Annotated in this window: 24 protein-coding genes; 7 read left to right on the top strand and 17 right to left on the bottom strand. The window is 69.6% G+C overall.

The features are described from left to right. Positions 1 to 173 precede the first annotated feature (173 nt). The 3 genes from AUC47_RS07355 to AUC47_RS07345 all read right to left on the bottom strand — a co-directional run bounded on the left by AUC47_RS07355 (position 174) and on the right by AUC47_RS07345 (position 5,389). Positions 174 to 2,345: an ABC transporter ATP-binding protein gene (locus AUC47_RS07355; protein ID WP_256999483.1), complete on the bottom strand. Its 2,172-nt coding sequence runs from the start codon at positions 2,343 to 2,345 to the stop codon at positions 174 to 176. A gap of 56 nt (positions 2,346 to 2,401) precedes the next feature. Beyond that, positions 2,402 to 4,129, bottom strand: coding sequence for an ABC transporter ATP-binding protein (locus tag AUC47_RS07350; protein WP_096714563.1), 1,728 nt, complete (start codon positions 4,127 to 4,129; stop codon positions 2,402 to 2,404). A 198-nt stretch (positions 4,130 to 4,327) separates the two neighbouring features. Further along, complete coding sequence (locus AUC47_RS07345; protein WP_096714562.1) at positions 4,328 to 5,389, bottom strand: enoyl-CoA hydratase/isomerase family protein; 1,062 nt, start codon at positions 5,387 to 5,389, stop codon at positions 4,328 to 4,330. Positions 5,390 to 5,511: 122 nt separating this feature from the next. Here AUC47_RS07345 and AUC47_RS07340 point away from each other — a divergent pair, with 122 nt between their 5' ends. Further along, positions 5,512 to 7,251 (top strand): ABC transporter ATP-binding protein, encoded by a 1,740-nt coding sequence (locus AUC47_RS07340; RefSeq protein WP_096714561.1) that lies wholly within the window; start codon positions 5,512 to 5,514, stop codon positions 7,249 to 7,251. 73 nt (positions 7,252 to 7,324) lie between these two features. On the opposite strand, the gene AUC47_RS07335 is transcribed toward AUC47_RS07340, so the two are convergent. Continuing rightward, positions 7,325 to 7,774: a hypothetical protein gene (locus AUC47_RS07335; RefSeq protein ID WP_096714560.1), complete on the bottom strand. Its 450-nt coding sequence runs from the start codon at positions 7,772 to 7,774 to the stop codon at positions 7,325 to 7,327. Between the two features lie 145 nt (positions 7,775 to 7,919). Here AUC47_RS07335 and AUC47_RS07330 point away from each other — a divergent pair, with 145 nt between their 5' ends. Beyond that, the gene (locus AUC47_RS07330) at positions 7,920 to 9,395 is read left to right on the top strand and encodes an HNH endonuclease signature motif containing protein (protein WP_096714559.1); all 1,476 of its coding nucleotides are present in this window, start codon (positions 7,920 to 7,922) and stop codon (positions 9,393 to 9,395) included. A gap of 17 nt (positions 9,396 to 9,412) precedes the next feature. On the opposite strand, the gene hemL is transcribed toward AUC47_RS07330, so the two are convergent. The 10 genes from hemL to AUC47_RS07280 form a co-directional block, all read right to left on the bottom strand. Next, the gene (gene hemL, locus AUC47_RS07325; protein ID WP_096714558.1) at positions 9,413 to 10,741 is read right to left on the bottom strand and encodes a glutamate-1-semialdehyde 2,1-aminomutase; all 1,329 of its coding nucleotides are present in this window, start codon (positions 10,739 to 10,741) and stop codon (positions 9,413 to 9,415) included. 117 nt (positions 10,742 to 10,858) lie between these two features. After that, positions 10,859 to 11,836 carry a porphobilinogen synthase gene (gene hemB / locus AUC47_RS07320; protein ID WP_179297551.1) on the bottom strand — a complete coding sequence of 326 codons (978 nt, stop codon included), beginning with the start codon at positions 11,834 to 11,836 and terminating at the stop codon, positions 10,859 to 10,861. Continuing rightward, the gene (locus tag AUC47_RS07315; protein ID WP_096714557.1) at positions 11,833 to 12,624 is read right to left on the bottom strand and encodes a uroporphyrinogen-III synthase; all 792 of its coding nucleotides are present in this window, start codon (positions 12,622 to 12,624) and stop codon (positions 11,833 to 11,835) included. Before AUC47_RS07315 ends, hemB begins: the two co-directional genes overlap by 4 nt. Next, entirely contained in the window at positions 12,621 to 13,616 is a 996-nt protein-coding gene (gene hemC / locus AUC47_RS07310; RefSeq protein WP_096714630.1) for a hydroxymethylbilane synthase, read from the bottom strand. Before hemC ends, AUC47_RS07315 begins: the two co-directional genes overlap by 4 nt. A 25-nt stretch (positions 13,617 to 13,641) precedes the next feature. Further along, on the bottom strand, positions 13,642 to 14,319 hold the full coding sequence (hemQ, locus tag AUC47_RS07305; RefSeq protein ID WP_096714556.1) for a hydrogen peroxide-dependent heme synthase: 678 nt from the start codon (positions 14,317 to 14,319) through the stop codon (positions 13,642 to 13,644). Between the two features lie 71 nt (positions 14,320 to 14,390). Next, the gene (locus AUC47_RS07300; RefSeq protein WP_179297550.1) at positions 14,391 to 14,696 is read right to left on the bottom strand and encodes a hypothetical protein; all 306 of its coding nucleotides are present in this window, start codon (positions 14,694 to 14,696) and stop codon (positions 14,391 to 14,393) included. Continuing rightward, positions 14,683 to 15,090, bottom strand: coding sequence for a phage holin family protein (locus AUC47_RS07295; RefSeq protein WP_179297549.1), 408 nt, complete (start codon positions 15,088 to 15,090; stop codon positions 14,683 to 14,685). The genes AUC47_RS07300 and AUC47_RS07295 overlap by 14 nt, the downstream gene beginning before the upstream one ends. A gap of 1 nt (position 15,091) precedes the next feature. Continuing rightward, the gene (locus AUC47_RS07290; RefSeq protein ID WP_096714554.1) at positions 15,092 to 15,505 is read right to left on the bottom strand and encodes a hypothetical protein; all 414 of its coding nucleotides are present in this window, start codon (positions 15,503 to 15,505) and stop codon (positions 15,092 to 15,094) included. A 176-nt stretch (positions 15,506 to 15,681) separates the two neighbouring features. After that, positions 15,682 to 17,190 (bottom strand): protoporphyrinogen/coproporphyrinogen oxidase, encoded by a 1,509-nt coding sequence (locus tag AUC47_RS07285; protein ID WP_096714553.1) that lies wholly within the window; start codon positions 17,188 to 17,190, stop codon positions 15,682 to 15,684. A 53-nt stretch (positions 17,191 to 17,243) separates the two neighbouring features. Then, complete coding sequence (locus AUC47_RS07280) at positions 17,244 to 17,582, bottom strand: metalloregulator ArsR/SmtB family transcription factor (RefSeq protein WP_096714552.1); 339 nt, start codon at positions 17,580 to 17,582, stop codon at positions 17,244 to 17,246. Positions 17,583 to 17,647: 65 nt separating this feature from the next. On the opposite strand from AUC47_RS07280, the gene AUC47_RS07275 reads away from it, so the two are divergent. Further along, a complete protein-coding gene (locus tag AUC47_RS07275; RefSeq protein WP_096714551.1) occupies positions 17,648 to 18,556 on the top strand; it encodes an NAD(P)H-binding protein in 909 nt (302 codons plus the stop codon). Between the two features lie 6 nt (positions 18,557 to 18,562). On the opposite strand, the gene hemE is transcribed toward AUC47_RS07275, so the two are convergent. Beyond that, positions 18,563 to 19,585 carry a uroporphyrinogen decarboxylase gene (gene hemE, locus AUC47_RS07270; RefSeq protein ID WP_096714550.1) on the bottom strand — a complete coding sequence of 341 codons (1,023 nt, stop codon included), beginning with the start codon at positions 19,583 to 19,585 and terminating at the stop codon, positions 18,563 to 18,565. A 62-nt stretch (positions 19,586 to 19,647) separates the two neighbouring features. Here hemE and AUC47_RS07265 point away from each other — a divergent pair, with 62 nt between their 5' ends. The 4 genes from AUC47_RS07265 (at position 19,648) to AUC47_RS07250 (ending at position 22,519) form a co-directional block, all read left to right on the top strand. Continuing rightward, entirely contained in the window at positions 19,648 to 20,955 is a 1,308-nt protein-coding gene (locus tag AUC47_RS07265) for a glutamyl-tRNA reductase (RefSeq protein ID WP_096714549.1), read from the top strand. A gap of 137 nt (positions 20,956 to 21,092) precedes the next feature. Continuing rightward, positions 21,093 to 21,476 carry a response regulator gene (locus AUC47_RS16725; RefSeq protein WP_096714548.1) on the top strand — a complete coding sequence of 128 codons (384 nt, stop codon included), beginning with the start codon at positions 21,093 to 21,095 and terminating at the stop codon, positions 21,474 to 21,476. A gap of 45 nt (positions 21,477 to 21,521) precedes the next feature. Beyond that, complete coding sequence (locus tag AUC47_RS07255; protein ID WP_096714547.1) at positions 21,522 to 22,097, top strand: HhH-GPD-type base excision DNA repair protein; 576 nt, start codon at positions 21,522 to 21,524, stop codon at positions 22,095 to 22,097. Further along, positions 22,094 to 22,519, top strand: coding sequence for a DUF1801 domain-containing protein (locus tag AUC47_RS07250; RefSeq protein WP_096714546.1), 426 nt, complete (start codon positions 22,094 to 22,096; stop codon positions 22,517 to 22,519). Before AUC47_RS07255 ends, AUC47_RS07250 begins: the two co-directional genes overlap by 4 nt. Positions 22,520 to 22,559: 40 nt before the next feature. On the opposite strand, the gene AUC47_RS07245 is transcribed toward AUC47_RS07250, so the two are convergent. Together AUC47_RS07245 and AUC47_RS07240 are read right to left on the bottom strand one after the other, a co-directional pair. Then, positions 22,560 to 23,048 carry a hypothetical protein gene (locus tag AUC47_RS07245; RefSeq protein ID WP_256999479.1) on the bottom strand — a complete coding sequence of 163 codons (489 nt, stop codon included), beginning with the start codon at positions 23,046 to 23,048 and terminating at the stop codon, positions 22,560 to 22,562. Between the two features lie 72 nt (positions 23,049 to 23,120). Continuing rightward, positions 23,121 to 24,506, bottom strand: coding sequence for a glycine--tRNA ligase (locus tag AUC47_RS07240; protein ID WP_096714545.1), 1,386 nt, complete (start codon positions 24,504 to 24,506; stop codon positions 23,121 to 23,123). Positions 24,507 to 24,528: the final 22 nt, after the last annotated feature.

Here is a 24,528-nt window from a genome sequence, read left to right as displayed (position 1 = left end):
CCCTTTGAGTTGGCACCTGCTGCGGGAATCTCGCGCGAATTGCGGCATCGGGTGCCAACTGAGCGCCACCGTTGAGAGCCGCCGCTGAGAGCCGCCGCTGAGAGCCGCCGGCCGGTGCCCCGCACACACGTGAGCGCCGCGCCCCGGAGGGTACGCGGCGCTCGTGCGTGCGCTCAGGCCTGGGACTCGCCGTCCGGCCTCTCGACGACCGCCTTGGCGGCAGCGACCTCGGAGAGAGGCTGCTGTGCACCGACGGTCGCGCCGACCTGCGCGGCCGTGACCTCTTCCGCCTCGCCGCTGACCACGACCGGCGTCGAGCCCGTGAGAGCGTCCTCGGCGTCGATGTCGGTCGCCGCCTGCTCGAACTGCGACTGGTAGAGACGCCAGTATGCGCCCTGCGCCGCGATCAGCTCGTCGTGCGTGCCCTTCTCGACGATGTCGCCGTGCTCCATCACGAGGATGAGGTCGGCATCGCGGATGGTCGACAGACGGTGGGCGATCACGAACGACGTGCGCCCCTGACGCAGCGCCGCCATCGCGTTCTGCAGCAGCAGCTCCGTGCGGGTGTCGACCGCCGATGTCGCCTCGTCGAGGATGAGGATCGACGGCTGGGCGACGAACGCTCGCGCGATCGTGATCAGCTGACGCTCACCCGCCGAGACGTTCGAGGCGTCCTCGTCGAGCACGGTGTCATAGCCCTCGGGGAGCGCGTGGACGAACCGGTCGACGTACGTGGCCTTCGCGGCCTCGAGCACTTCCTCGTCGGTCGCCGTGGAGCGGCCGTACCGGATGTTCTCGCGGATCGTGCCCGCGAACAGCCACGGATCCTGAAGGACCATCCCGGTGCGCGAGCGCAGCTCGTCGCGGGTGATCTCCGAGATGTCCTGGCCATCGAGGGTGATCCGCCCGCCGCTGAGCTCGTAGAACCGCATGATGAGGTTCACCAGGGTGGTCTTCCCGGCCCCGGTCGGACCGACGATCGCCACCGTCTGTCCCGGCTCGACGCGGAACGACAGGTCGGTGATGAGCGGCCGCTCCGGCGTGTAGGAGAACTGCACGTTCTCGAACTCGATGACGCCCTTGCCCTCCTGGAACGGCGGCGCGTCCTGCGCATCCGCCTCCTGCTCGTCGGCGTCGAGGAGCTCGAACACCCGCTCGGCAGACGCCGTGCCGGACTGCACGACCGCAGCCATGCCTCCGAGCTCGGAGAGCGGCTGCGTGAACTGCTGCGAGTACTGGATGAACGCCTGCACGTCGCCGATGCGGAGCTGCCCGCTCGCGACCATGAGGCCGCCGAGCACCGCGATGCCGACGTAGGTGAGGCTGCCGACGAAGGTCATCGCCGGCATGATGATGCCCGACAGGAACTGCGCCTTGAAGCTCGCTTGGAAGAGCTCCTCGTTCTCGTCCTTGAACTTCTGCAGCGCGTCCTGCTCGCGGCCGAAGACCTTGACGAGCGCGTGACCCGAGAACGACTCCTCGACGCGGGCGTTGAGGCGTCCGACCTTGCGCCACTGCGTGCCGAAGGCCTTCTGCGAACGCGGACCGATCACGCCGAAGATCACTCCCATGAGCGGCAGCGCCACGAGAGCGACCAGCGCGAGCTGCCAGGAGATCGAGAACATCAGCACGAGCACGCCGACCACGGTCAGGACCGCGGTGAGCGCACCCGACAGCGACTGCTGCATGGTCTGCGTGATGTTGTCGATGTCGTTCGTCACGCGCGAGATCAGGTCACCGCGCTGCACCTTGTCGAAGTACGAGAGCGGCAGCCGGTTGATCTTCGCCTCGACCCGCTCGCGCAGGCGCCACATGGTGCGGACCATGATCACGTTGATCACGTACCCCTGCACCCAGCTGAGGAACGCCGCGGTGACGTAGATCGCGAGCACCGCGGCGATGATCCATCGCAGCGCGTCGAAGTCGATGCCAGCGCCTACCTGGAAGTCGTGCAGGGCAGCGACCTGGTTCGCGAAGTCGTCCTGCCCGAACGAGCGCAGCTGCTCGACGACTTCCGCCTTCGGCGTCCCCGCGGGGAAGCCCGGGAAATCGCCCTGCGACTGGCCGAGCTGGTTCGCGATGAACCCGGTGTAGATGAGGTTCGTCGCCTCGGCGAGCACCTTGGGTGCTGCCACCGTCAACACGACGCCGATCGCGCCGAGCACCGACACGAAGACGAACCAGACGGCCGATGGCTTGAGCAGGCCGATCATCCGTCCGAAGCTCTTGCCGAAGTTGTCGGCCTTGCCCGGCGCGACGCTGTCCCAGCCGCCGCCGTCCTGACGGGCCTTCTCGGCGAGCTCCGCCTCGTACTTCTCCTCGTCGGTGAGTTCCCGCTCCACCACCGGCGCGGTCGACGCGGCACCGCGCTGACGACGCGTCCTCTGCGGCTTCTGATCGCTCACGCGTCCACCCCCAGCTGCGACTCGACGATCTCGCGATACGTGTCGCTCGTCTCGAGCAGTTCCTCATGGGTGCCGACACCCACCATCGTTCCTCCTTCGAGGACCACGATGCGGTCGGCGTCGGTGATGGTCGACACGCGCTGCGCGACGACGATCTTCGTCACGTGCGGCAGCTCTCGCCACAGCGCCTGCCGCAGCCTCGCATCCGTGGTGAGGTCGAGAGCGGAGAACGAGTCGTCGAACACGAGGATCTGCGGCTGCCGCACGATCGCCCGAGCGATGGCGAGGCGTTGACGTTGACCGCCCGACACGTTCGTGCCGCCCTGCGAGATGCGGGACTCGAGCTTGTCGGGCATGTCCTCGACGAAGTCGCGACCCTGCGCGATCTCGAGCGCCTGCCAGAGCTCCTCGTCGGTGGCGTCCTCGCGGCCGTAGCGGAGGTTCGACGCGACCGTGCCCGTGAACAGGAACGGACGCTGCGGTACCAGGCCGATCGATGCCCACAGCGACTCGACGTCGGCTTCCCGCACGTCCGCGCCGCCGACATACACCGCACCCCCGGAGACATCGAACAGCCGAGGGATGAGCGAGACGAGGGTCGTCTTGCCGGCGCCGGTCGAACCGACGATCGCGACGGTCTCGCCGGGCCGCGCACCGAAGCTGATGCCCGAGAGCACAGGTGCGTCGGCTCCCGGATAGGTGAACGACACGTCGTCGAAGGAGACCGCACCCGGCTCGGCGAACGCCGTGACCCCGTCGACGGGCCGCGACATGCTCGACTCGGTCTCGAGCACCTCGCCGATGCGCTCCGCCGAGACGGCGGCGCGCGGGATCATGATCGCCATGAAGCTGGCCATGATGACGCCGCCCATGATCTGACCGATGTACTGCATGAAAGCGAAGATCGTGCCGACCTGCGCCGTGCCCGCGTTGACCTCGATGCCGCCGAACCAGATCACGGCCACGACCGTCACGTTCAGGATGAGCATGAACAGCGGGAACAGCAGCACGAACAGCGAGCCGACCTTGCGACCGACCACCATGATGTCGGTGTTCGCCCCGCGGAAGCGCTCCTCTTCGATGCGCTCGCGCACGAAGGCGCGCACGACCCGCACCCCGGTGAGCTGCTCGCGCATCACCCGGTTCACGGCGTCGAGCTTGCCCTGGTAGCTGCGGAAGAGCGGCACCATCCGGCTGACGACCAGACCGGCCACGATGAGCAGAAGCGGCACCGAGACGGCGATCAGCCAGCTCAGCCCGACGTTCGTCTGAATGGCGAAGATGATGCCGCCGATCGCGAGCAGCGGAGCGGTGACGAGCATGGTGGCGCCCATCATCGCGAGCATCTGCACCTGCTGCACGTCGTTGGTGTTGCGGGTGATCAGGGAGCCGGCGCCGAACTGCGACACCTCGCGCTCGGAGAACCCGCTGACCCTGCCGAACACGTCGGAGCGGATGTCGCGACCGGCGCCCATGGCCGCCCGGGCCGCGAAGTAGGTCGCGATGATCGAGGCGATGATCTGACCGAGCGACACCGCGAGCATGAACAGGCCGGTGCGCCAGATGTAGCCGGTGTCGGAGAGGGCGACGCCCTTGTTGATGATGTCTTCGTTCAGGCGCGGCAGATAGAGCGTGGCCAGAGCGCTGGCGAACTGGAACACCAGCACGACGAGGAGCAGCCACTTATATCGCGACAGATAGCGGACGAGTATTTTTCCCAGCACAGGCGGACTTTCTAGGAAGGATGACGCGGCGGATCTCCCGGCGGGCGGACGCGGGCCGACGATCGCGCACAAGCAAGAGTGCCACGAACCGCGGACATTCGTATCCCCCTCCGGGAGGACCTTCGCTCACAGCGAACCGGTCGACCGACGCCGCGGATTTGTTGCACCCCGGCGAACAAGCGCCGACAGGGAAGGCGCTCAGAACAGTGCGCGCTCCGGGGTGTATGCACGCGCATCGGCTCCCGCGTCCGGCGGGAGCTCCGCGATCGACGCCGGCCGCCACTGCGGGTTGCGATCCTTGTCGACGACCTGGGCTCTGATGCCCTCGACGAGGTCGGGATGCCGCATGACGAACCACATGACCCGGCGGTACTCGCCCGCGAGGGCGTCCCGCAGACCGTTCATCGCCCGCGCCTCCCGCACGGCGTCCAGGGTCACGGCCAGCGCGGTCGGCGCGAGACCTTCGAGCAGGTCGGCCGTGGCCACGGCATCCTGCTCGTCACGCGCCCGCAGGCGCTCCACGATCCCGGCGACCGTGTCTGCCGCGAACGCGTCGTCGATCCACGCGCGCGACGCCGGCACCGGCGAAGGTTCGGGAGTCTCGTCGAAGAGCAGCACGATCTCGGACGGGCCGGTCGGGTCGGCGCGGTAGGCGAGGGCCTCGCGTAGGGCGTCGAGGCGGTCGGAGGGGACCATGTGGTCGGCGAATCCGAGCAGCACCGCGTCCGCGGCATCCATCGTCGAGCCGGTCAGACCGTAGTACTCGCCGAGCCGACCCGGCATACGGCTGAGCAACCAGGTCCCGCCGACGTCCGGCGTGAAACCGATGCGCGTCTCCGGCATCGCGAGCTTCGAGCGCTCCGTCACGATGCGGATCGCCGCGTGCCCGGAGAGGCCGATGCCGCCGCCCATGGTGATTCCGTCGGCGATGGTCACGACGGGCTTCGGGTACTCCGCGATCAGCGCGTCGAGAGCGTACTCAGAACGGAAGAACTCCGCCGTGACGTCGGTGTCGCCGCCCACGATCTGGGAGTACAGGGCACGGATGTCGCCGCCCGCGCACATCCCGCGCTCGCCCGCACCGTCGATCATCACGATCTGCACGTCGCTGTCATGGCGCCACGCCTCGAGCGCCTCGGTGAGCAGATCGATCATTCCGGGGTCGAGCGCGTTGATCGCCTCGGGGCGGTTGAGGGTGAGCCGTCCCAGCGCCCCCTCCGTGCGGACGAGGACCCGGGAGGCGGCGGTGGAATCGTTCACGCGTGCCAGGCTACCCGTTCGATTCCCGCTTGCCTTCGCACAGGATCGTGCGGTAAATACGCGATCGGACGGCTTTTCCGGCAGGATAGACGGAACTGCCCATTGCAAACGAGAGGTCGCGGATGCCCGACGGACAGGTGCTCGAGTTCACGCGCGTGACGAAGCGCTTCAATGACGTGACGGCGGTGTCCGACTTCTCCGCACGGATCGAGCCGGGAGCCGTCACGGCCTTCCTCGGCCCGAACGGCGCCGGGAAGACCACGACGCTGCGCATCCTGCTCGGCCAGGTCCGCGCCACGAGCGGCACGGCCACCGTCGGCGGCGTCGCCTACTCGGAGCTGCGCCACCCGCTGCGCACGATCGGCTCCGTACTGGAGGAGACGTCGTACCGCCCTCGGCGCAGCGCAGCGCGGCTGCTCACGATGGCGGCGAAGGCCAACGGCATCCCTCTCGCCCGCGTCGGCGAAGTGCTCGCGCTCGTCGGTCTCGAGAACGAGGCCGAGGGGCGCGTCGGAAGCTTCTCCCTCGGCATGCGACAGCGCCTCAGCGTGGCCCATGCTCTGCTCGGCGACCCCGGCGCCCTCGTCTTCGACGAGCCGGCCAACGGACTCGACCCCGAGGGCATCCGTTGGATGCGCCTCCTCATGCGCCGTCTGGCCGACGAGGGGCGCACCGTGCTGGTCTCGTCGCACGTGCTGAGCGAGGTCGAGCAGGTCGCCGACAACGTGCTCGTCCTCTCGAAGGGGCATCTGATGCTCTCGAGCGGCATCGAGAAGCTCGCGGATCCGTCGGCCGGCTCGGTGGTCGTCGACGCCGCCGACCGTGGGGCGCTGCGGACGGCACTGCTCGAGGCGGGGTTCCAGATCGAGGTACTCCGCTCGGGACTCCGCGCGCGCGGGGGTGACGCGGCCAGGGTCGGCGCGGTCGCCGCATCCGCCGGGATCGCCCTCACCACGCTCGTTCAGCGCGGCCCGACCCTCGAAGACGTCTTCATCGAACTCGTGCGCGGCGGCACTCTCGAACCGCGCGCCGCCGTGGCGGCGTCCGAGTACGTCGTCGCGGATGAGGTCGCCGGCAGCGCTGACGCGGATGCTGAGCCGGTCGCGGATGCCGAGCCCGCTGCCGACGATGTCGCGGCGTTCGCGGAGGCTGAGCCGGTCGCGGATGCCGAGCCGAGCGCGGATGCCGAGCCTGCTTCCGCGGACGTCGCGGAGGGGGCGGACGCGACCGATGGCAGGGATGCCGATGCGACGCCCGACGCGCCCGCCGAGGGCGGTCCGTCGTTCGACGACATCCTGTTCGGCGCCGGATCGACGCAGATCGAGGCGGATGCGGCGGGAGACGACGCCGCTGACGACTCTCGCGAATCGGGCGTCGAGGTCTTCGAAGGCCTCGACGCGACGGATGATTCGGACGACGTCGCCGCTGCCGCTGCGCCTGACGAGCAGGGGAACGACGAGTCCGGCGAGCAGGGGAACGACAGGTCCGGCGAGCAGCCCGATGATGACACCGACCCACGCTCGGCTGCGGTGAGCTCGATGCTCGCGGCGGCAGCGCGCGCGTACTACGAGGACGAGCCGCGGGACTACCCGCACGGCGATGCGTCCACCTCGGAGGAGCGCAGCGGCGCCGCAGACGGCGACACGCAGTGGTCCGTCGCGGCCACCGGCGTGATCGATCAGGTTCCGGCCTGGGCGCCGAGCGAGGACGCGGATGCCGAAGCCGGACGTGAGAGCGAGGGCGCGCAGCAGGAGGGTGAGCTCGAGCATCACGCGGGCGAGCAGCCGGGCGACCAGCCCGAGGGCGAGCACGAGCACGAGCACGAGCACCACGAGGGCGAGCACGAGCACCGTCACGGCTGAGCCCTCCAGACACGCGTGACAGTCGAATGCCTCCCCGCCGATCAGCGGGGAGGCATTCCTGTATCCAAATCCATCAGGCCGGACGAGGGCGGATGACCGGACGTTTGCGCGGCTTCGACACCGGCGTGGGCGCCGTGGCGACGATCTCCTCGACGTCGGCGGGCTCCTCGGAGACGGGGAGTCGCAGCGCCTGCGTGAGAGAGAGTCCGTGGCGCGTCGTGAGAATCAATCGGCGAAAGTGCTCGTCGCCGTCGAGGTCGATCACGACGCTCGGACGGTGGCGGCGGATGAGCACGAAATCGGTGCTGCCCGCGGCCTTCCACGTTCCGGCGGCGAGGATCCCCGGGATGTGCGTTCCGGGGTTCGGCACACCGCGCAACCAGGTCCAGGCGTCGTCGGTCAGCTGGACCTTGGTGATGGTCTCCCGCACGATCCGCAGGTTGTCACGGTGGAAGCTCGCGGCTCGTTCGATCGGCGAGAGCACGACCTCGAGTTGCGTCTGGTCCAGCAGCAACGTCACCATGCGTCCAGTCTGCCAGCGGTGCCCTGCCAGTTGTCTGCGTCTTCTTCACAGGACCGCAACGATCCGTTGTGTGCGACCGTCATATGTTCTTCGCTCCATTCCGATGTTCTGCTCACTATTCGAACAAAAATACTAAACTCGAGGCATGGCTTCCACCTCGACGATCGACATCGACCCTCACTCGGGTCTGCTCGACGCGTGGCTGGAGACCCGGCGCCAGATCGCCGTGCTGGAAGCCCAGGCCTCCCATCTCCTTGCCGAACGGATGCGGCTGATGAGCGCGGATGCCGCTGAGCAACCGCATCACCGCGAGATGATCGAGCGGTCGATGATTGCGGAGTTCGCGGCGGCGGGGCGCATCGCGCGTGGCACGATGGACTTCGCCTTCACGGACGCCGCGTTCCTCGAGCAGGGCCAACCCGAGGTCCTAGCCGCCTTCCGTACGGGCGCGATCGGTGCCGCGCATGTACGGGAGATCGTTCGAGCGAGCGGAATCGTCCGCGAGGCGATCACCAACGGCAGGGCGGATGCCGAGGCACTCGCCACCTTCGACACGGCCGCTCGTGTCGAAGCCGAGGCGGAGACACCGGCCCGCACCGCGACGCACCTGCGCCGACTGGCCGCGGCTCTGGCGGGCGACACAGTGGTCGAGCGTCACGAGCGGGCGCGCTCCGAGCGGGTCGTGATGATGCGGCCGGTGGACGATGGGTTGGCGCTGCTCACTGTGGTGCTGCCCGAGCACCTCGCCGTCGCGATCATGGACCGGCTCACGCAACTCGCCCGCGGCGTGGTGGCACCGCGGCGGGCTCCGGAGGCGTCCGCCTCGGAGAGCGATCAAGGGGTCGAGCCCCTCGGTGCGCTCGATCGGACGGCGATCTTCGCTGACGGCACGTTCACGACCGATCCCGGGCGCTTCGCACCCTCAAGCGCCGCCGACGCCGACACCGAAATCGCCATCGTCACTGGCAACGCCTCCTCCACGAGCAACGCGGGTCACGACTTCCGGTACGACTGCGACGCCGGCCCTGACGCCGCGGACACGCGCACGATCGACCAGGTGCGCGCCGATCTGTTGACCGACCTGCTCCTCGCAGCCGAGCCCAGTCCGGCGAACGGCCCCGGGCTCGACAACATCCGGGGGCGCATCCAGGTCACGATCGCGGCGACCACGCTCGCCGGCCTCGACGAACGACCGGCGGAGCTCGACGGGTTCGGCCCCCTGCACCCCGACGTCGCCCGTGACCTCGCCGGCCGGAACCTCGGCTGGTCGCGCCTGTTCCTCGACGCGAGTGGGCTGGTCACCGAGACCGACACGTACACCCCGACCGAGGCGATGAGACGATTCCTCAGGGCGCGAGACCAGCACTGCCGCTTTCCCGGGTGCAGAATGCCGGTGCACCGATGCGAGATCGACCACACGCACGATCACGCGAAAGGCGGGCGCACCGAGGTCCACAACCTCGCGCACCTCTGCCGGGGGCACCACGCGCTCAAGCATCCGGACATCGCCGACGACCATCGATGGTCGGCGCGACAACTGCCGGACGGCACGATCGACTGGCTCAGTCCGTCGGGCCGGAGCTACCGGGATTCTCCCCGCCGACGGGTGATGTTCCTGTGAGTGCTCACGACACCGCGTCAGCTCGCCGAAAGGGCGCCCGCGGCAGCTTCGGCGGCAGCTGGAAGGGCCGCCTCGATGCGCTGCAGGTCGTCCTCGCCATGGGCGGCGGTAAGGAACCAGGCCTCGAAGACGCTCGGCGGCAGCGCGACGCCCTGTTCGCGCATGCTGTGGAAGAACGGGGCGTACCGGAAAGATTCCTGCGCCTGCGCTTGCGCGTAGTCCCGCGGAGCCCCCTCGCGGAACGACGCACTGAACAGGCTTCCGGCGTGCGAGATCGCGTGCGTCACGCCGGCGGCGGACAGCGCCGCACCCAGCGCGTCCGAGATTCGCGACGCCGCCGCATTCACTGCCGTGTAGACCTCGGGAGTCGCCAGACGCAGGGTTGCGAGACCGGCCGCCACCGAGAGCGGATTCCCCGAGAGGGTGCCCGCCTGATAGACCGGCCCGACGGGCGCGAGCATGTCCATGACCTCGGCGCGACCGCCGAGCGCCGCCAGTGGCATCCCGCCGCCGACAACCTTGCCGAACGCGATGATATCCGGGCGGTAATCCTCGCCCGATTCGGCCTGCAACCCCCAGTATCCGGCCGGGTGCACGCGGAATCCGGTGAGCACCTCGTCGAGGATCAGCAGCGCCCCGTGCTGGTGCGCGATGTCGGCGAGGAAACGGTTGAAACCGGGCTCCGGGGTCACGACGCCCATGTTCGCGGCGGCGGCCTCCACGATCACCGCAGCGATGCGGTCGCCGTGCTCGGCGAAGACCGCCTCCAGCGCCGCGCGGTCGTTGTAGTCGATCACGAGCGTCTGCGCGGCGATCGGCGCGGGCACGCCGGCGGAACCGGGCAGCGCCAGCGTCGCGACGCCCGATCCCGCGGCCGCGAGCAGCCCGTCGGAGTGTCCGTGATAGTGACCCGCGAACTTCACGAGCAGGTCGCGTCCGGTCGCGCCGCGCGCCAACCGGATCGCCGTCATCGTCGCCTCGGTGCCCGTCGAGACCAGACGCACACGCTCGACCGGGGCGGCGTCACCCACCCGCACGCGGCCGGCGATCAGCTCGGCCAGCTCGACCTCGCCCTCGGTCGGCGCGCCGAAAGACAGGCCGCGGGTCGCAGCCTCCTGCACAGCGGCCACGACCTCGGGGTGGGCGTGCCCGAGCAGTGCAGGTCCCCACGACGCCACCAGATCGACGTACTCCACGCCAGCCGCATCCGTCACGAGAGCGCCGTGCGCCGACGCGAGGAACCGCGGCGTTCCGCCGACCGACCCGTACGCCCGCACCGGCGAGTTCACACCGCCGGGGATCACCGCGCGGGCAGCGGAGAACAGGTCGTCATTGCGGTCGGTCACAGCACACTCCTCAGACGTCGCACGGCAGGCACCGGCATCCTCCAGGCTAGCCCGCGTGCCTGGGCGCCGGACTCAGGTGCACGCGCTCGCCCCGAGACGGAATCGAATGGCGGGCGGTCAGCCGCGCAGCCAGCGCGCGGCCTCGGTCGCCCAGTACGTGAGCACGGCGTCCGCGCCCGCCCGACGGATCGACAGCAACGACTCCAGGATCGACGCACGACGATCGATCCATCCGTTCGCCGCAGCCGCCTCGATCATCGCGTACTCCCCGGACACCTGGTACGCCCACACGGGCACGTTCACGGTGTCGCGCACCTCGCGCAGCACATCGAGGAAGGCCATCGCCGGCTTGACCATGACGATGTCGGCTCCCTCCTGCTCGTCCACGATGGCCTCGCGCACACCCTCTCGACGGTTGCCCGGATCGAGCTGGTAGGTGCGGCGGTCGCCGCGCAACTGCGAGTCGACCGCCTCGCGGAACGGGCCGTAGAACGCGCTCGCGTACTTCGCGGCGTACGCCAGCAGCAGCGTGTCCGTGAATCCCTCCGCGTCGAGCGCACGTCGGATGACGGCGACCTGGCCGTCCATCATCCCGGAGAGGCCGAGCAGCTGCGAGCCGGCGCGCGCCTGCGACAGAGCCATCGACGTGTAGCGCTCGAGGGTGGAGTCGTTGTCGACCGAGCCGTCCGCCGCGAGCACACCGCAGTGTCCATGATCCGTGAACTCGTCGAGGCAGAGGTCGGTCTGCACCACCAGAGCGTCGCCGACCTCGGCGGCCAGCGCCTCGGTGGCCACGTTGAGAATGCCCTTCGGGTCGTCTGCTCCCGAGCCGCGCGCGTCGCGCACCGCCGGGACGCCGAACAGCATCACACCGCCGACACCGGCCTCCGCGGCCTCCGTCGCCACCGCCCGGAGCGAATCCAGCGAGTGCTGGGCGAGCCCGGGCATGGAACCGATCGGCTGCGCCTCGGTCACCCCCTCGCGCACGAACAGCGGGAGCACGAGCTGGCGCGGCTCCACAGAGGTCTCGCGAACGAGACCGCGCATCGCCGGCGATTGACGCAGCCGGCGCATCCTCACATCGGGGAAGCTCACGGTGCCAACTCGTCCGCCGCGTGCGGAAGCGTGAAGCTCGACACGGCCTCGATCAGGGCATCCACGGTCTGCCGGTCTGCGATCACCGTGATCGGAAGGCCGGCCTTGTCGGCATCCCGCGCCGTACGCGGCCCGATCGCGGCGAGCAGCGTGTCGTCGGGGATCTCCGGGAACTGCTCGCGCACCTGGGCAGCGACGGATCCACTCGTGATGAGGATCGCGTTGATGCGCCCGTTCTCGACGTCGCGCTTGATGCGGTCCGTGACCGGCACACCCACCGTGCGGTACGCGACGACGCTGTCGACATCGTGTCCCGCCTCCTGCAGCAGCACGCTCAGCACCGGCTTCGCGATCTCGCTGCGCAGGGCGAGGATGCGACGCGGCGCGGTCTCGAGCGCGATCAGCTGCTCCGCCATCCCCTCCGCGGAGTTGTCCTGGTCGGGGACGAGCGCGACCTCGTATCCGACCGCCTGCAGAGCGGCGGCGGTCGTCTCGCCCACCGCGGCGATCTTCGTACTGCGCGGCACGACGGCGCGGTGAGCGAACATCACGTCGACGGTCGTCGCGCTCGTGACGGTCAGCCAGTCGTACACGCCGTCGGCGAGCTGAGCGAGCGCCACATCCAGCGCCGCCTGATCGGTCGTCGGCGCGAAGTTGATGAGGGGCGCCACCACGGGAACCGCCCCCTGGGCGCGCAGACTCGCGGCGACGCCATCGCCCCACGGTCCGCCGCGGGGCACGAGGATGCGCCATCCGCTCAGCGGTCGGTCCTGCTTCGAATCAGTCATGAAGAATGCTCTCGGGAGACGAGGTCAGCCGCCCCCTGTTCGAGCAGCCGACGGGCAAGAGTCAACCCGAGCTCGCGCGCTGCGTGCATCGGGTCTGCACCATCGGCAGCATCCGCACCATTGCCACTGCCGTTCCGACGAATATACTCCCCGTTCAGCGACTCGGTGACGTCGAGCCCGATCCGGCGGTCACCATCGGGCGCGTACACGACCGTCCTGACGCGGATCTCGTCGCCGGAGAGGACCGCGTGCGCGGCCATCGGCGCCTGGCATCCGGCATCCAGACCCTCGAGCACCGCGCGCTCGACCGTCACCGCGATGCGCGTGTCGAGATCGTCGAGGGCGCCGAGCGCCTCGAGGAGCTCGGCCGGAGCATCCGATCGGGTCTCCACCGCGAGAGCTCCCTGCCCGGGAGCCGTCGGCCATTCCGCCAGGCCGAGCTCCTCGCGGCGCAGCGGAGAGTCGCTGCCCAGTCGCGTCAGGCCGGCCGCGGCGAGGATCACGGCCTCGAGCTCACCCGACGCCACCCGCGCGAGGCGCGAATCGACGTTCCCTCGGATGTCGACGACCTGCGCGTGCGGAGCGCGGATGCCGACCTGCGCGATGCGACGCGGCGAACCGGTCCCGACGGTGCTGCCGGCGCGGAGCTCGTGCAGCGGTGTGCCGGCGCGGGTGATCGCGACGTCCCGAGCGTCGACGCGCGGCGGAGTCGCCGCGATCGTCAGCCCCGCGGGGATCGCCGTGGGGAGGTCCTTGAGGGAGTGCACCAGGAAGTCGCACTCACCGGCGAGAAGCGCCTCGCGCAGTCGGGTCGCGAAGATGCCCTGGCCGCCGATCTCCGACAGGGAGGCTCGGTTCGTATCACCTTCGCTCGTGATGGGCACGAGCTCGACACGGCGACCCGACACCTTCTCGAGCGCGGCGGCGACGTGACCGGACTGCGCCTGTGCGAGCGCGCTGCGGCGGGTGCCCAGCCGAATCGGGGAGGACAGCGAAGACGAGGTGGTCATGTGAGTCCTACTGCAGCACGTCCGCGATCTCGTCGAAGCGGAGACGGCGGCCGGTGTAGAAGGGCACCTCCTCCTTCACGTAGAGACGCGCGTCGGTGTACCGCAGGTCGCGCATCATGTCGACGAGGTCCGTGAGGTCGTCGGCCTCCATCGGCAGGATCCACTCGTAGTCGCCGAGCGCGAACGCGGCGACCGTGTTCGCGATGACCCCGGTGAACGCGGCACCCTTGCGACCGTGATCGGCGAGCATCGCGCGACGCTCGCCCTCCGGCGCGAGGTACCACTCCGGGGTGCGCACGAACGGGTACAGGCACAGCCAGTCCTTCGGCTCGACGCCGCGCAGGAACCCCGGCACGTGAGCGCGGTTGAACTCGGCATCGCGATGCACGCCCATGACGTTCCACACCGGCAGCAGCGTACGGAGCAGCTCGGTCCGACGCAGACGACGCAGGGCCCGCTGCAGCTCCTCGGCGGTGTCGCCATGCAGCCACACCATCAGGTCGGCGTCCGCCTTAAGCCCGGAGACGTCGTAGAAGCCGCGGACCGTGACGCCGGAGTCCTCGATGTACGAGACGATCGTCTCGAGTTCGGTGGAGTCGGCCTCGGTCACCGGGGCGTCTGGGTTGCGTCGCCACACGGCCCACAGGGTGAAGCCGGACGGGTTCTCTTCGTGCTCAACGGACATGGATCCAGTCTGCCCCCTTTTCCGGAGTGGTGGCGAACGCCCGGGTCACGCCCGGCGGCAGAGCGGGAGCGTCAGCGGGAGACGGCCCTCGCGATGACCCACACAGCTCCACCCACGACCGCAGCCACAGCGACGGCAGCTGCCACTGCGGCCACCGGATTGCGGTCGGCGAAGACGCGCGCGTTGGCGACGGCGCGCTTCGACGCCTTGTCGATGCGCCGGGGGAAGTTCCCCTTGACCTCGATCGCAGCGAGGGCTGCCTTGAGCTCCGCCCGTGCGGATTCGCGTGCGTCGACGATCCCGGCCGGAACGGCGGTCTTCGGCAGCGTGTCCATGGTGGGCGCCGTCCGGCGCCGGGAGATCTCAGAGTTCGTCATCGCCGGCTTCCTTCACGATTCGGATGTCGTCGCCGACCGCCTGGGCGGGATTCTGACGACGGAGCACCTTGCGGAACTTCAGGATGCCGAGCAATGCGAAGAACAGCACGGCGAGGATCAGGATGCCGAGCACGGCGAGCGCCGAGAGCCACACCGGCCACCACGAGGAGAGTCCGGCGATGGCGAAGGTGAGGATCACCGGCACGGCCCAGAACAGGAAGAACAGCGCGACCAGGAACCAGACCGAGCCGATCCCGGCATCCTTCGCCGTCTTCGAGATCCACACCTTCGCCGCGTCGATCTCAGCCTTGACGAGGTTGCCGATGAGCTCGGGCAGGTCGCCGATCAGTGACAGCAGGCTGTCCTCGGCGCGATCGCGGTATCCGCGAGGCACGTCAGCTCCCGGTCTTCGCAGACGGTGACGGCGATGCCGGCTTCTTGGCCGCGGACTTCTCAGCGGGCTTCGAGGCCGCGTCCTTGGCCTCCTCCACCGCGTCTTCGGTCGCATCGACGACGTCTTCCGCCGCCTTGCGACCCGCCGCGACGGCGGAGTCGAGGCGCTGTCCGGCGGTGCCGTTGCCGCTCGCCGACTTCACGACCTTCTGAACGCCGTTCCAGACGGCACCGGGGATGGCCGCGGCCTTGTCTCCGACGAAGTCCTTGACCTTCTCTACCTGCTCCTGCACCGGCTCCTGGTTCCAGACCTTCAGCCACTGCGTCTTGATCTGCTCGTAACGCTCTTGTCCAGCGCGTGTCCCGAGCACGTATCCCACGCCGAGTCCTACGACGAGTCCGATCTTCCCCTTCATGGGGTCTCCTCACGTTGTTCCGGTGTGAACGCCCGAGGGCGAACCGGCGGCTCGGCGCCGCCTGACAGGTGTCCAGCGTAACGCCGTATGCCGTCTTCGGCATCTATAGCGGAGAGGGTTGACAGATCGCCGTCGAGCGGTCACAGACGCGGCGCTCCCGACCGCGGGAAAACGGCTCAGTCCCAGAGCAGCGCGCGACGGAGGCGGTCGGCTTCGCCGACGGCATCCGGCACGACCTGTGCGAGACCCGTGCCCGCCAGCCAAGCGCCCACCGCGGCGAGGCCGGGCACGGCCTGCACGGCGGCGCGCGCGGCCTCACGACGTTCACCGGAGCCGATGATCGACGCGGGCTGCGACTGCACGAACCGCGCCCGGTGTGCCGCCACGAGGTCCTCGTCACGGAGTGGGACGCCGAGCAGCGCCGCCGCCTCACGGAGCGCCAGCCGGGCGGCCCCGTCGTCGTCGAGCGCGGCGGTCGCGGCCGGCTCACCCTGAGTGCCGAAAGACACCCGAACGACGTGGCGGTCGCCGGCCGCCCGACGCACCCACTCCCACTTCGCCGTCGAGTGCGTCAGGGCCTTCGCCGTGTGGCTGCCAGGCACCGTGAGCACGCCCGTGCCCCGAGGAGCGCCGGTGAGGGCCGACGGCCGAAGCATGAGAGTCACGATCTCGATCGCCGGGGCGGTCGCCGTCTCGGTCGTCGCGAGGCCGGGCGCGGCGGCGCCGAGCAGCTCGCGCGCCACCGACTCCGAGGTGGCGACGACGACGCCGTCGGCGGTGAGCTCGGCCAGATCGGCCTGCTCATCCACTTCCGCATCCGTCCGCACACTCCAGGCGGCGCCGCTGCGCGAGACCTCCGTGACGCGGATACCGGTGTGCACGACTCCGCCCAGCTTCTCGATGTCGGCCACGAGCGCCTCGGACAGCACCGACATGCCGCCGACCAGTCCCTCGACAGCCGCCCCGGGCGTCTGCGCCTTCGCAGCTCTCGCTGCACCTTCGTCGCGAAGCGCCTGCACGGCACCCGAGAGGGAGCCGACGCTCGTGAGGGCGGCGTTCAGTCCGGGCGCTGCGACGTCGACGTCGACGTCGTCGGGCGATGCCGAGTACACGCCGGTCGTCACGGGTGCGACGAGACGATCGCGCACCTTCACGCCCATCCGCGATGCGACCAGCCTTCCGAGACTGTGGCTGTGCCCGATCGTCAGCGGGGGGCGGACGCGGTCGAGGTACGCGCGCCACACGCCCGACCATCCGATCACGCGACGGACGTCGTCCTGGAAGGGATTGCTCGGGATGCCGAGGATGCCGCCGGCCGGGAGCGGCGCAGCGCCCACCCCGGGGATTCCGGACACCCAAGCCCCTCCCGCGGCGGGCGTCACGATGCGATCGGCCAGACCCAGTTCCGTCACCAGCGCCCGCACGTGTCCGCCACGGGTGGCGTAGCTCTCGGCACCCGCGTCCAGCACCACCCCGTCGAGCGCCGCTCGACGGATCGCGCCGCCGACCGCATCCGACGCTTCCAGCAGCGTGACGCGCATGCCGACCTTGACGCACTCCCGGGCTGCGATGAGTCCGCCGACTCCGCCGCCGATCACGACGATGTGGCGGTGCGATGCGCGTTCGGCCAGTTCCGCGGGTTCGGGGTGGGGCGTGTGATCCGAGGGGGCGGGCTCGTGGCTCATGCGTTCAATCCTCGCACCGCCGCCTGAACAGCCCGTCCGCGAGGGCCGTGGATTCACGCCTCGGCGGGTGCGACCTCGCTGCGCCCCGATCCGCGCTTGCGGATCTCGCGCAGCACGATCTGCTCCGGGCACACGGTCGAGAGGAAGTCGCCGACCGACAGCGCGAGCCGCTCGCCGACCAGCGAGTAGAGGATGCGGTTCGCGTCGCGCCGTTCGGTGACGAGGCCCGCCTGGCGAAGCACCGAGAGGTGCCGCGAGATGGTGGGACCGCTGGCCGAGAATCGCGAGGCGATCTCGCCGGCCGCGAGCTCGCCTTCCTTCAGATCCTGCAGGATCTGTCGGCGCGTAGGGTGTGCCAGCGCGGCGAAGATGTCGGACGCGCTATCTGTCATGTTTGCAATATAGCACTCCTGCTAGATAGTGTTTAGCCCAAGAGCTAATGAGCGAAGGAGTCATCATGCGAGTCGCGATCACCGGAGGCACCGGGTTCCTCGGGCGCCACCTCGCCGAGCGCCTGCCGGACGCGGTGGCCGTATCTCGTCGCACCGGCGTCGAGATCGACGACGTCGACGCTCTCGCGGCGGCGTTCGCCGGGTGCGAGGTCGTCGCCCACTGCGCCGGGATCAACCGGGAGATCGACGGCCAGACGTTCCGTCGGGTGCACGTCGACGGAACCCGCGCGGTCGTCGAAGCCGCTCGCCGGGCGGGCGTGCGCCGCATCGTGATGGTGAGCTTCCTCCGAGCCCGCCCCGACTGCGGCTCCGGCTACCACGAGACCAAGTGGGCGGCGGAGGAGATCATCCGCCGCTCCGGCATCCCGCACACGATCCTCAAGTTCGGGATGATCTACGGCCCCGGCGATCACATGGTCGATCACGTCACGCGAGCCGTGCGGAGCCTCCCGCTGTTCTGGACGGTCGGATTCCGGGAGCGCACGGCCCGTCCCGTGCCGCTCGACGACGCCGTCGACGTGCTCACGGCCGCCATCGAGGGCCGCATCGCGGAGCCGACCGTCGCGGTGATGGGCGCCGACGAGGTCACGCTCGGCGAAGCGATCCGTCGTATCGCCCGCGTCGCGGGACGGCGACCCGCGTACGTACCCGTCCCGCCCTGGACGATCCGGATCCTCGCGCAGCTCGTCGAATGGGTCATGGTCGTGCCGCTCGTCGCCAAGGCGCAGGCGCGGATGCTGACGGAGGGCGTGAGCGAGGCGGCACCGCCCGCGCCCGAGCTGCCGCCCGGCATCCGCCCCTCCCGCTCCTTCACCGACGAGCGGATCCGCGCGGCGATGCCCGACGGGCGCTTCACGCTCGACGACCTGCGGATCGTGCGGCGGCTGCGTGGCCGCGGTCGAGCGTCCGGGTAGCGTCGATCAGAGCGAGTGGGCGAGTTCCACGATGCGGGTGAGCTGGTCGGGATCGGTCTCCGGCGGCACCCCGTGTCCGAGGTTCAGGATGTGACCGCGCGCAGCGCGGCCCCGCTCGACCACGTCGCGGACGTGAGCCTCGAGCACCGGCCACGGCGCCGAGAGGAGAGCAGGATCGATATTGCCCTGCAGCGAGGTGTCCGGCCCGACCAGTGCGGCCGCCTCGTCCAGCGGCATCCGCCAGTCGACTCCCACCCCGTCGGCGATTCCGTCGAGGCGCATGTCGGCGAGGAACGGGCCGGTGCCGACGCCGAAGTGGATGCTCGGGATGCCGATGCCCTCCAGCGCGGTGCGCGAGTGCGGGGCCACGAAGGCGAGGTAGTCGGCGCGGCTCAGGGAGCCGGCCCACGAGTCGAAGAGTTGGACGACGGATGCCCCGGCGTCGCGCTGGATCTCGAGGAAACGGCGGGATACCTGGGCCAGCCAGCCCGCGAGCCGATTCCAGCCGTCGGGGTCGGCGTGCATCATCGCCCTGGCGCGCAGGTGCTCCTTCGACGGTCCGCCCTCGACGAGGTAGGCGGCGAGGGTGAACGGTGCTCCGGCGAAACCGATCAGCGGCGTCTCCCCCAGCTCGGAGGTGACGATGCCGACCGCCTCGGCGATCGCGTCGCCGTCGAGGGACGCCGGGTCGATCGCGGTGATGCGGTCGACGTCGGCCGCGGTTCGCACGGGGTTCGCGAAGACCGGCCCCCGACCGGGCTCGATCTCGACGTCGACACCGGCGAGGCGCAGCGGGATCACGATGTCGCTGAAGAAGACGGCCGCGTCGACGCCGTGTCGACGCACCGGCTGAAGCGTGATCTCGGCGGCGAGGTCGGGCGTGAGGCAGGCGTCCAGCATCCTCGTACCCACCCGGAGTTCGCGGTACTCGGGCAGCGATCGACCCGCCTGCCGCATGAACCAGACGGGGGTGCGATCGGGGCGGGGACCGGTGAGGGCGCGCACCAGGGGGGCGTCGGAGAGGGCCATGCGTCCATCCTCCCATCCCCCGCGACGGCCGACCTGTGCGCGAGGAGGGGTAGACTGAGTGGGTGCTGCTGTGTGTCACGGCGAGTCACAAGACCGCCTCCTTCGAACTGCTCGAACGCCTGAGCCGCACCCCCGACGACGTCGCCTCCACCGTGGTGGACGCTGCGTCGTGCGTGCAGGGTGCGGTCGTCCTCGCGACGTGCAACCGGTTCGAGGCGTACGTGGAGATGGACGAGCCCGTCACCGCGGCCGGCGCCATCGGCGTCGAGGCCGTGCTCGAAGCAGTCGAGTCGGCCACCGGCATCAGCACCGCAGAGCTCGACGGCGCCTACGAGGTGCATTCAGGTCGGCGCGTCGCCGAGCACCTCTTCTCCGTCGCCTCCGGGCTCGAATCGGTCGTGTCCGGCGAAGGCGAGATCGCCGGTCAGGTCCGCCGGGCTCTCAAGGCCGCTCGCAAGGAGGGCACCACCTCCCCCGAGCTGGAGCGGCTCTTCCAGCGAGCGAGCCAGGCGCAGCGCAAGGTCAAGAACGTCACAGCGCTCGGCCGCGCCGGCCGATCGCTCGTCCGCCTGGCTCTCGAGCTCGCCGACAGCCGTATCGCCGACTGGTCGGCCGAGCGCGTGCTGCTCGTCGGAACCGGCGCGTACGCCGCCGTCACCCTCGCCACGCTGCGGGAGCGCGGCGCCGTCGACATCTCCGTCTACTCGCCCTCCGGCCGCGCGGAGAAGTTCGCCGCGAAGCACGGCATCCGTCCCGTCGCGGCCGCCGACTACGCACGCACGGCCGGTCACTCGAGTCTGCTCATCACCTGCACCACGGCGACCGAGCCCGTGCTGACTCCTGCGCATCTGCAGGCCCCGGCAGGTCTGGCCGCAGCGGGGTGCCCGGTGGGCTCGCACAGCCAGCTCGTCATCGACCTCGGCATGCCGCGGAACGTCGACCCAGCCGTCGCCTCACTCGAGGGGGTGGCGCTTCTCGACCTGGAGACCATCAGCCTGCACGCCCCGCTGGAGGAGCTGCAGGCGACGGATGCCGCACGCACCGTCGTCCGTGAAGCCGCGGACACGTTCCACGTCGTCGGTAGTCGGCAGAGCGTGACACCGTCGGTCATCGCCCTCCGGTCGCACATCTTCGCTCTGCTCGACTCGGAGATCGAGCGAGCCCGCGCCCGCGGAGACGAGGACGGCAAGGTCGAGCAGGCGCTGCGGCACCTCACCGGGGTGCTGCTGCACACGCCCACAGCTCGGGCACACGAGCTCGCCGCCTCCGGTCGCGCGGACGACTTCGCGGCAGCCCTCGCAACGCTGTACGGCATCGAGCCGGTGCAGCCAGCGCAGTCGTCGTTCGATGACGACGCGGCCACCGCCTGACCTTCTCTGCACCGACTCCGCTTCCGCGGACTGTCCACAGAGAACGTGTTCGCGCGCCGTTCCGGTTCTCACACCGTCCGAACGCTTCATATCGTCGTTCCCATGACAAGCGCGGCCGATCCGCGCAGACTGGGAGGATGCTCGTGTCACCGGACCTGATCGGGATCATCGTCTCCCTCGCCGCGTTCTGCGCGACCGTTCTCGGCGGCGTCCGCATCATGCTCTCCCGGCAGACCGCCGCTCTCGATGGTCGCTTCGACCGGATCGACGAGCGGTTCGAGAAGATCGACGGACGGTTCGAGAAGGTCGACGCGCGATTCGAGAAGATCGACGCGCGATTCGAGAAGATCGACGGACGGTTCGAGAAGATCGACGCGCGATTCGAGAAGATGGAAGATCGCTTCGTCCACCTCGAGGAGAAGTTCGACGACAGGTTCGTGCGCATCGAGGAAGAACTGTCCGAGGTGAGGGTGGCGATCGCTCGCCTCGAGGGCCCTCTTCCCCGGCTGCAGCGGCTCTGAGGAGCCGACTCAGCGAGGTTCGGATCACCCTGCCACACTGGAGACATGGCCCTTCACATCACCGGAGACACCGCCGCCGACGCGCTCCTCACAGACAACCCCCTCGCCCTGCTCGTCGGGATGCTGCTCGACCAGCAGGTGCCGATGGAGACCGCGTTCGCAGGTCCCCTCAAGATCGAGCAGCGCACGGGTGCTGCGGATGCCGCATCGATCGCGCACATGGATCCCGACGAGTTCCTGGAGGCATTCAAGACCACTCCCGCCGTGCACCGCTTCCCTGGTTCGATGGCGACGCGCGTGCAGACCCTGTGCCGCGACCTCGTGGACAACTGGGGCGGCGACGCGGCGGCACTGTGGACCGAGGGCGACCCCGACGGCGCGGAAGTGCTGAAGCGGCTGAAGGCCCTGCCCGGATTCGGCGAGCAGAAGGCCAAGATCTTCCTGGCATTGCTCGGAAAGCAGTATGGCTTCACGGGGACGGGCTGGCGCGAAGCTGCAGGTGCCTATGGCGAGGAGGGCTCGTTCCGCAGTGTCGCCGACATCGTCTCGCCCGAGTCACTGACGAAGGTCCGCGAGCACAAGAAGGCCATGAAGGCCGCCGCGAAGACGGCGAAGAAATGAAACCCACCGGCGACGATGTCGCCGGACTGATCGCGCGGGCGAAGCCGGCGATCCGGCGACGGGATGCCGAGACCCTCACCGCCCTCATGCGAGAGGTCTCGGGACGAGAGCCGCAGACCTGGGGCACCATCATCGGATTCGGCTCCTGCCACTACCGCTACCCCACCGGGACGGAGGGCGACAGCGGGCTCCTCGGCTTCGCGCCGAGGGCGGGCGCGACGACGATCTATCTGTTCGACGGCACCGCGGCTCACGCCGAGGAGCTGAGCGTGCTCGGTCCGCACACCACCGGCGCGAGCTGCCTCTACATCAAGGACCTCGAGGCGATCGATCTCGACGTGCTGCGCGGCATCCTCGAACGCTCGCTCGCATGGATGGAGGCGGGCGGCTCGCCGGGGGCGCAGATCACCGTCACCGGCTAGCCCGAGAGAAACGGTCCGATCGGACGGCGGTCCATCGCCCTCAGCGCAGCACCTCCACCAGAGCGACCCACGACACGACGACGGCGGACACCACGGCCAACACGCAGCCGAGGGCGGCGAGGTACATGCCGGCGGGATGCTGCCACAGCACGGCCGCACCCGCGGCGAGGTATGCGACGATCGGCAGGAACCCGACGGCGTACTTGAGCGGCTTCGCGCGGTCGGCGGGACTCGGATCGCGGGCGATGAGCCACGTGGCGTTCACCTGGAACACGGCGGCGATCAGCGTCGCGATGACCGTGAGCGCGCCGAACCAGACGTCGTCGATGCCCGGCACGAGACCGAGAGCCGACACAGAGAGCGCGAGGAGCAGCGCTGCGATACCCGCGAGAAGCCGCGCCGTCAGCGTTCGCGACTTGACGATCTCGGCGATGTTGACGCTCGCTGCGACGATGACGAGGCCGGCGAGCGCCGCGGTGGCGCCGGCCATCGCGACGTGGAACTCGCTCCACTCCCCGATCACGGACATGGGGTCAGCATAGAACCCCCTCGTATCCGCGGACACGAGGGGGTTCTGTGGCTCGACAGAGCGGTGCGAGCGTCAGGCGCCCTTGAGCCGAGCGGCCAGGTAGTCGTGCAGCTCGTCGATGCCGACGCGCTCCTGGGCCATCGTGTCGCGATCGCGCACTGTGACGGCCCTGTCGTCGAGCGAGTCGAAGTCGACCGTGACGCAGAAGGGCGTGCCGATCTCGTCCTGACGACGGTAGCGACGGCCGATGGCGCCGGCGTCGTCGAAGTCGACGGCCCACGAACCGCGCAACGTGTCGGCGACCTCGCGTGCGAGCGGCGACAGGCGCTCGTTGCGGCTCAGCGGCAGCACCGCTGCCTTGACCGGAGCGAGGCGCGGGTCGAGCTTCAGCACGGTGCGCACGTCAGTGCCGCCCTTGGCGTTGGGCACCTGCTCCTCGACGTACGCGTCGACGAGGAAGGCCATCATCGCGCGGGTCAGACCGAACGACGGCTCGATCACATACGGCGTGTACCGCTCGCCCGAGGCCTGGTCGAAGTACGTGAGGCTCTGGCCCGACGCCTCGCTGTGGCTCGACAGGTCGTAGTCGGTGCGGTTCGCGACGCCCATGAGCTCGCCCCACTCCTTGCCCTGGAAGCCGAAGCGGTACTCGACGTCGATCGTGCCGGCCGAGTAGTGCGCGCGGTCCTCCTCGGGCACGTCGAACTGACGCATGTTCTCGGGGTCGATGCCGAGGTCGACGAACCAGTTCCAGCACGCCTCGACCCAGTGGTCGAACCACTGCGGCGCCTCGGCCGGCGGCGTGAAGAACTCGATCTCCATCTGCTCGAACTCGCGCGTGCGGAAGATGAAGTTGCCCGGCGTGATCTCGTTGCGGAACGCCTTGCCGACCTGACCGATGCCGAAGGGCGGCTTCTTGCGGCTCGCCGTCAGCACGTTCGAGAAGTTCACGAAGATGCCCTGCGCGGTCTCCGGGCGCAGGTAGTACAGGCCCGACTCGTCGTCGACGACGCCGAGGTAGGTCTTCACGAGCCCGGAGAAGTCCTTCGGCTCGGTGTACTGCCCCTTGGTGCCGCAGTTCGGACACGGCACGTCGGCGAGGCCGTTCTCGGCCTTGCGACCCTTGCGTGCTTCGAAGTCCTCGATGAGGTTGTCGGCACGGAAGCGCTTGTGGCAGTGCAGGCACTCGACGAGCGGGTCGCTGAACGTCGCGACGTGACCCGACGCCTCCCAGACGCGCTTGGGGAGGATGATGCTGGAGTCGAGGCCGACCATGTCGCCGCGTCCGCGCACGAACGTCTGCCACCACTGCCGCCGGATGTTCTCCTTGAGCTCGGTGCCGAGGGGTCCGTAGTCCCAGGCCGACCGCGAGCCGCCGTAGATCTCACCCGCCTGGAAGACGAACCCGCGGTGGCGGGCAAGGGCGATGACCTTGTCGAGACGGGACTGTTCGGCCACGGTGGCTCCAATGGTCGGATGC

The sequence above is a fragment of the Microbacterium sp. SZ1 genome (assembly GCF_002362255.1).
Lineage (GTDB): Bacteria > Actinomycetota > Actinomycetes > Actinomycetales > Microbacteriaceae > Microbacterium.
Note: the sequence above shows the minus strand (reverse complement) of the source record. Positions and strands in the feature narration are given on the sequence as shown.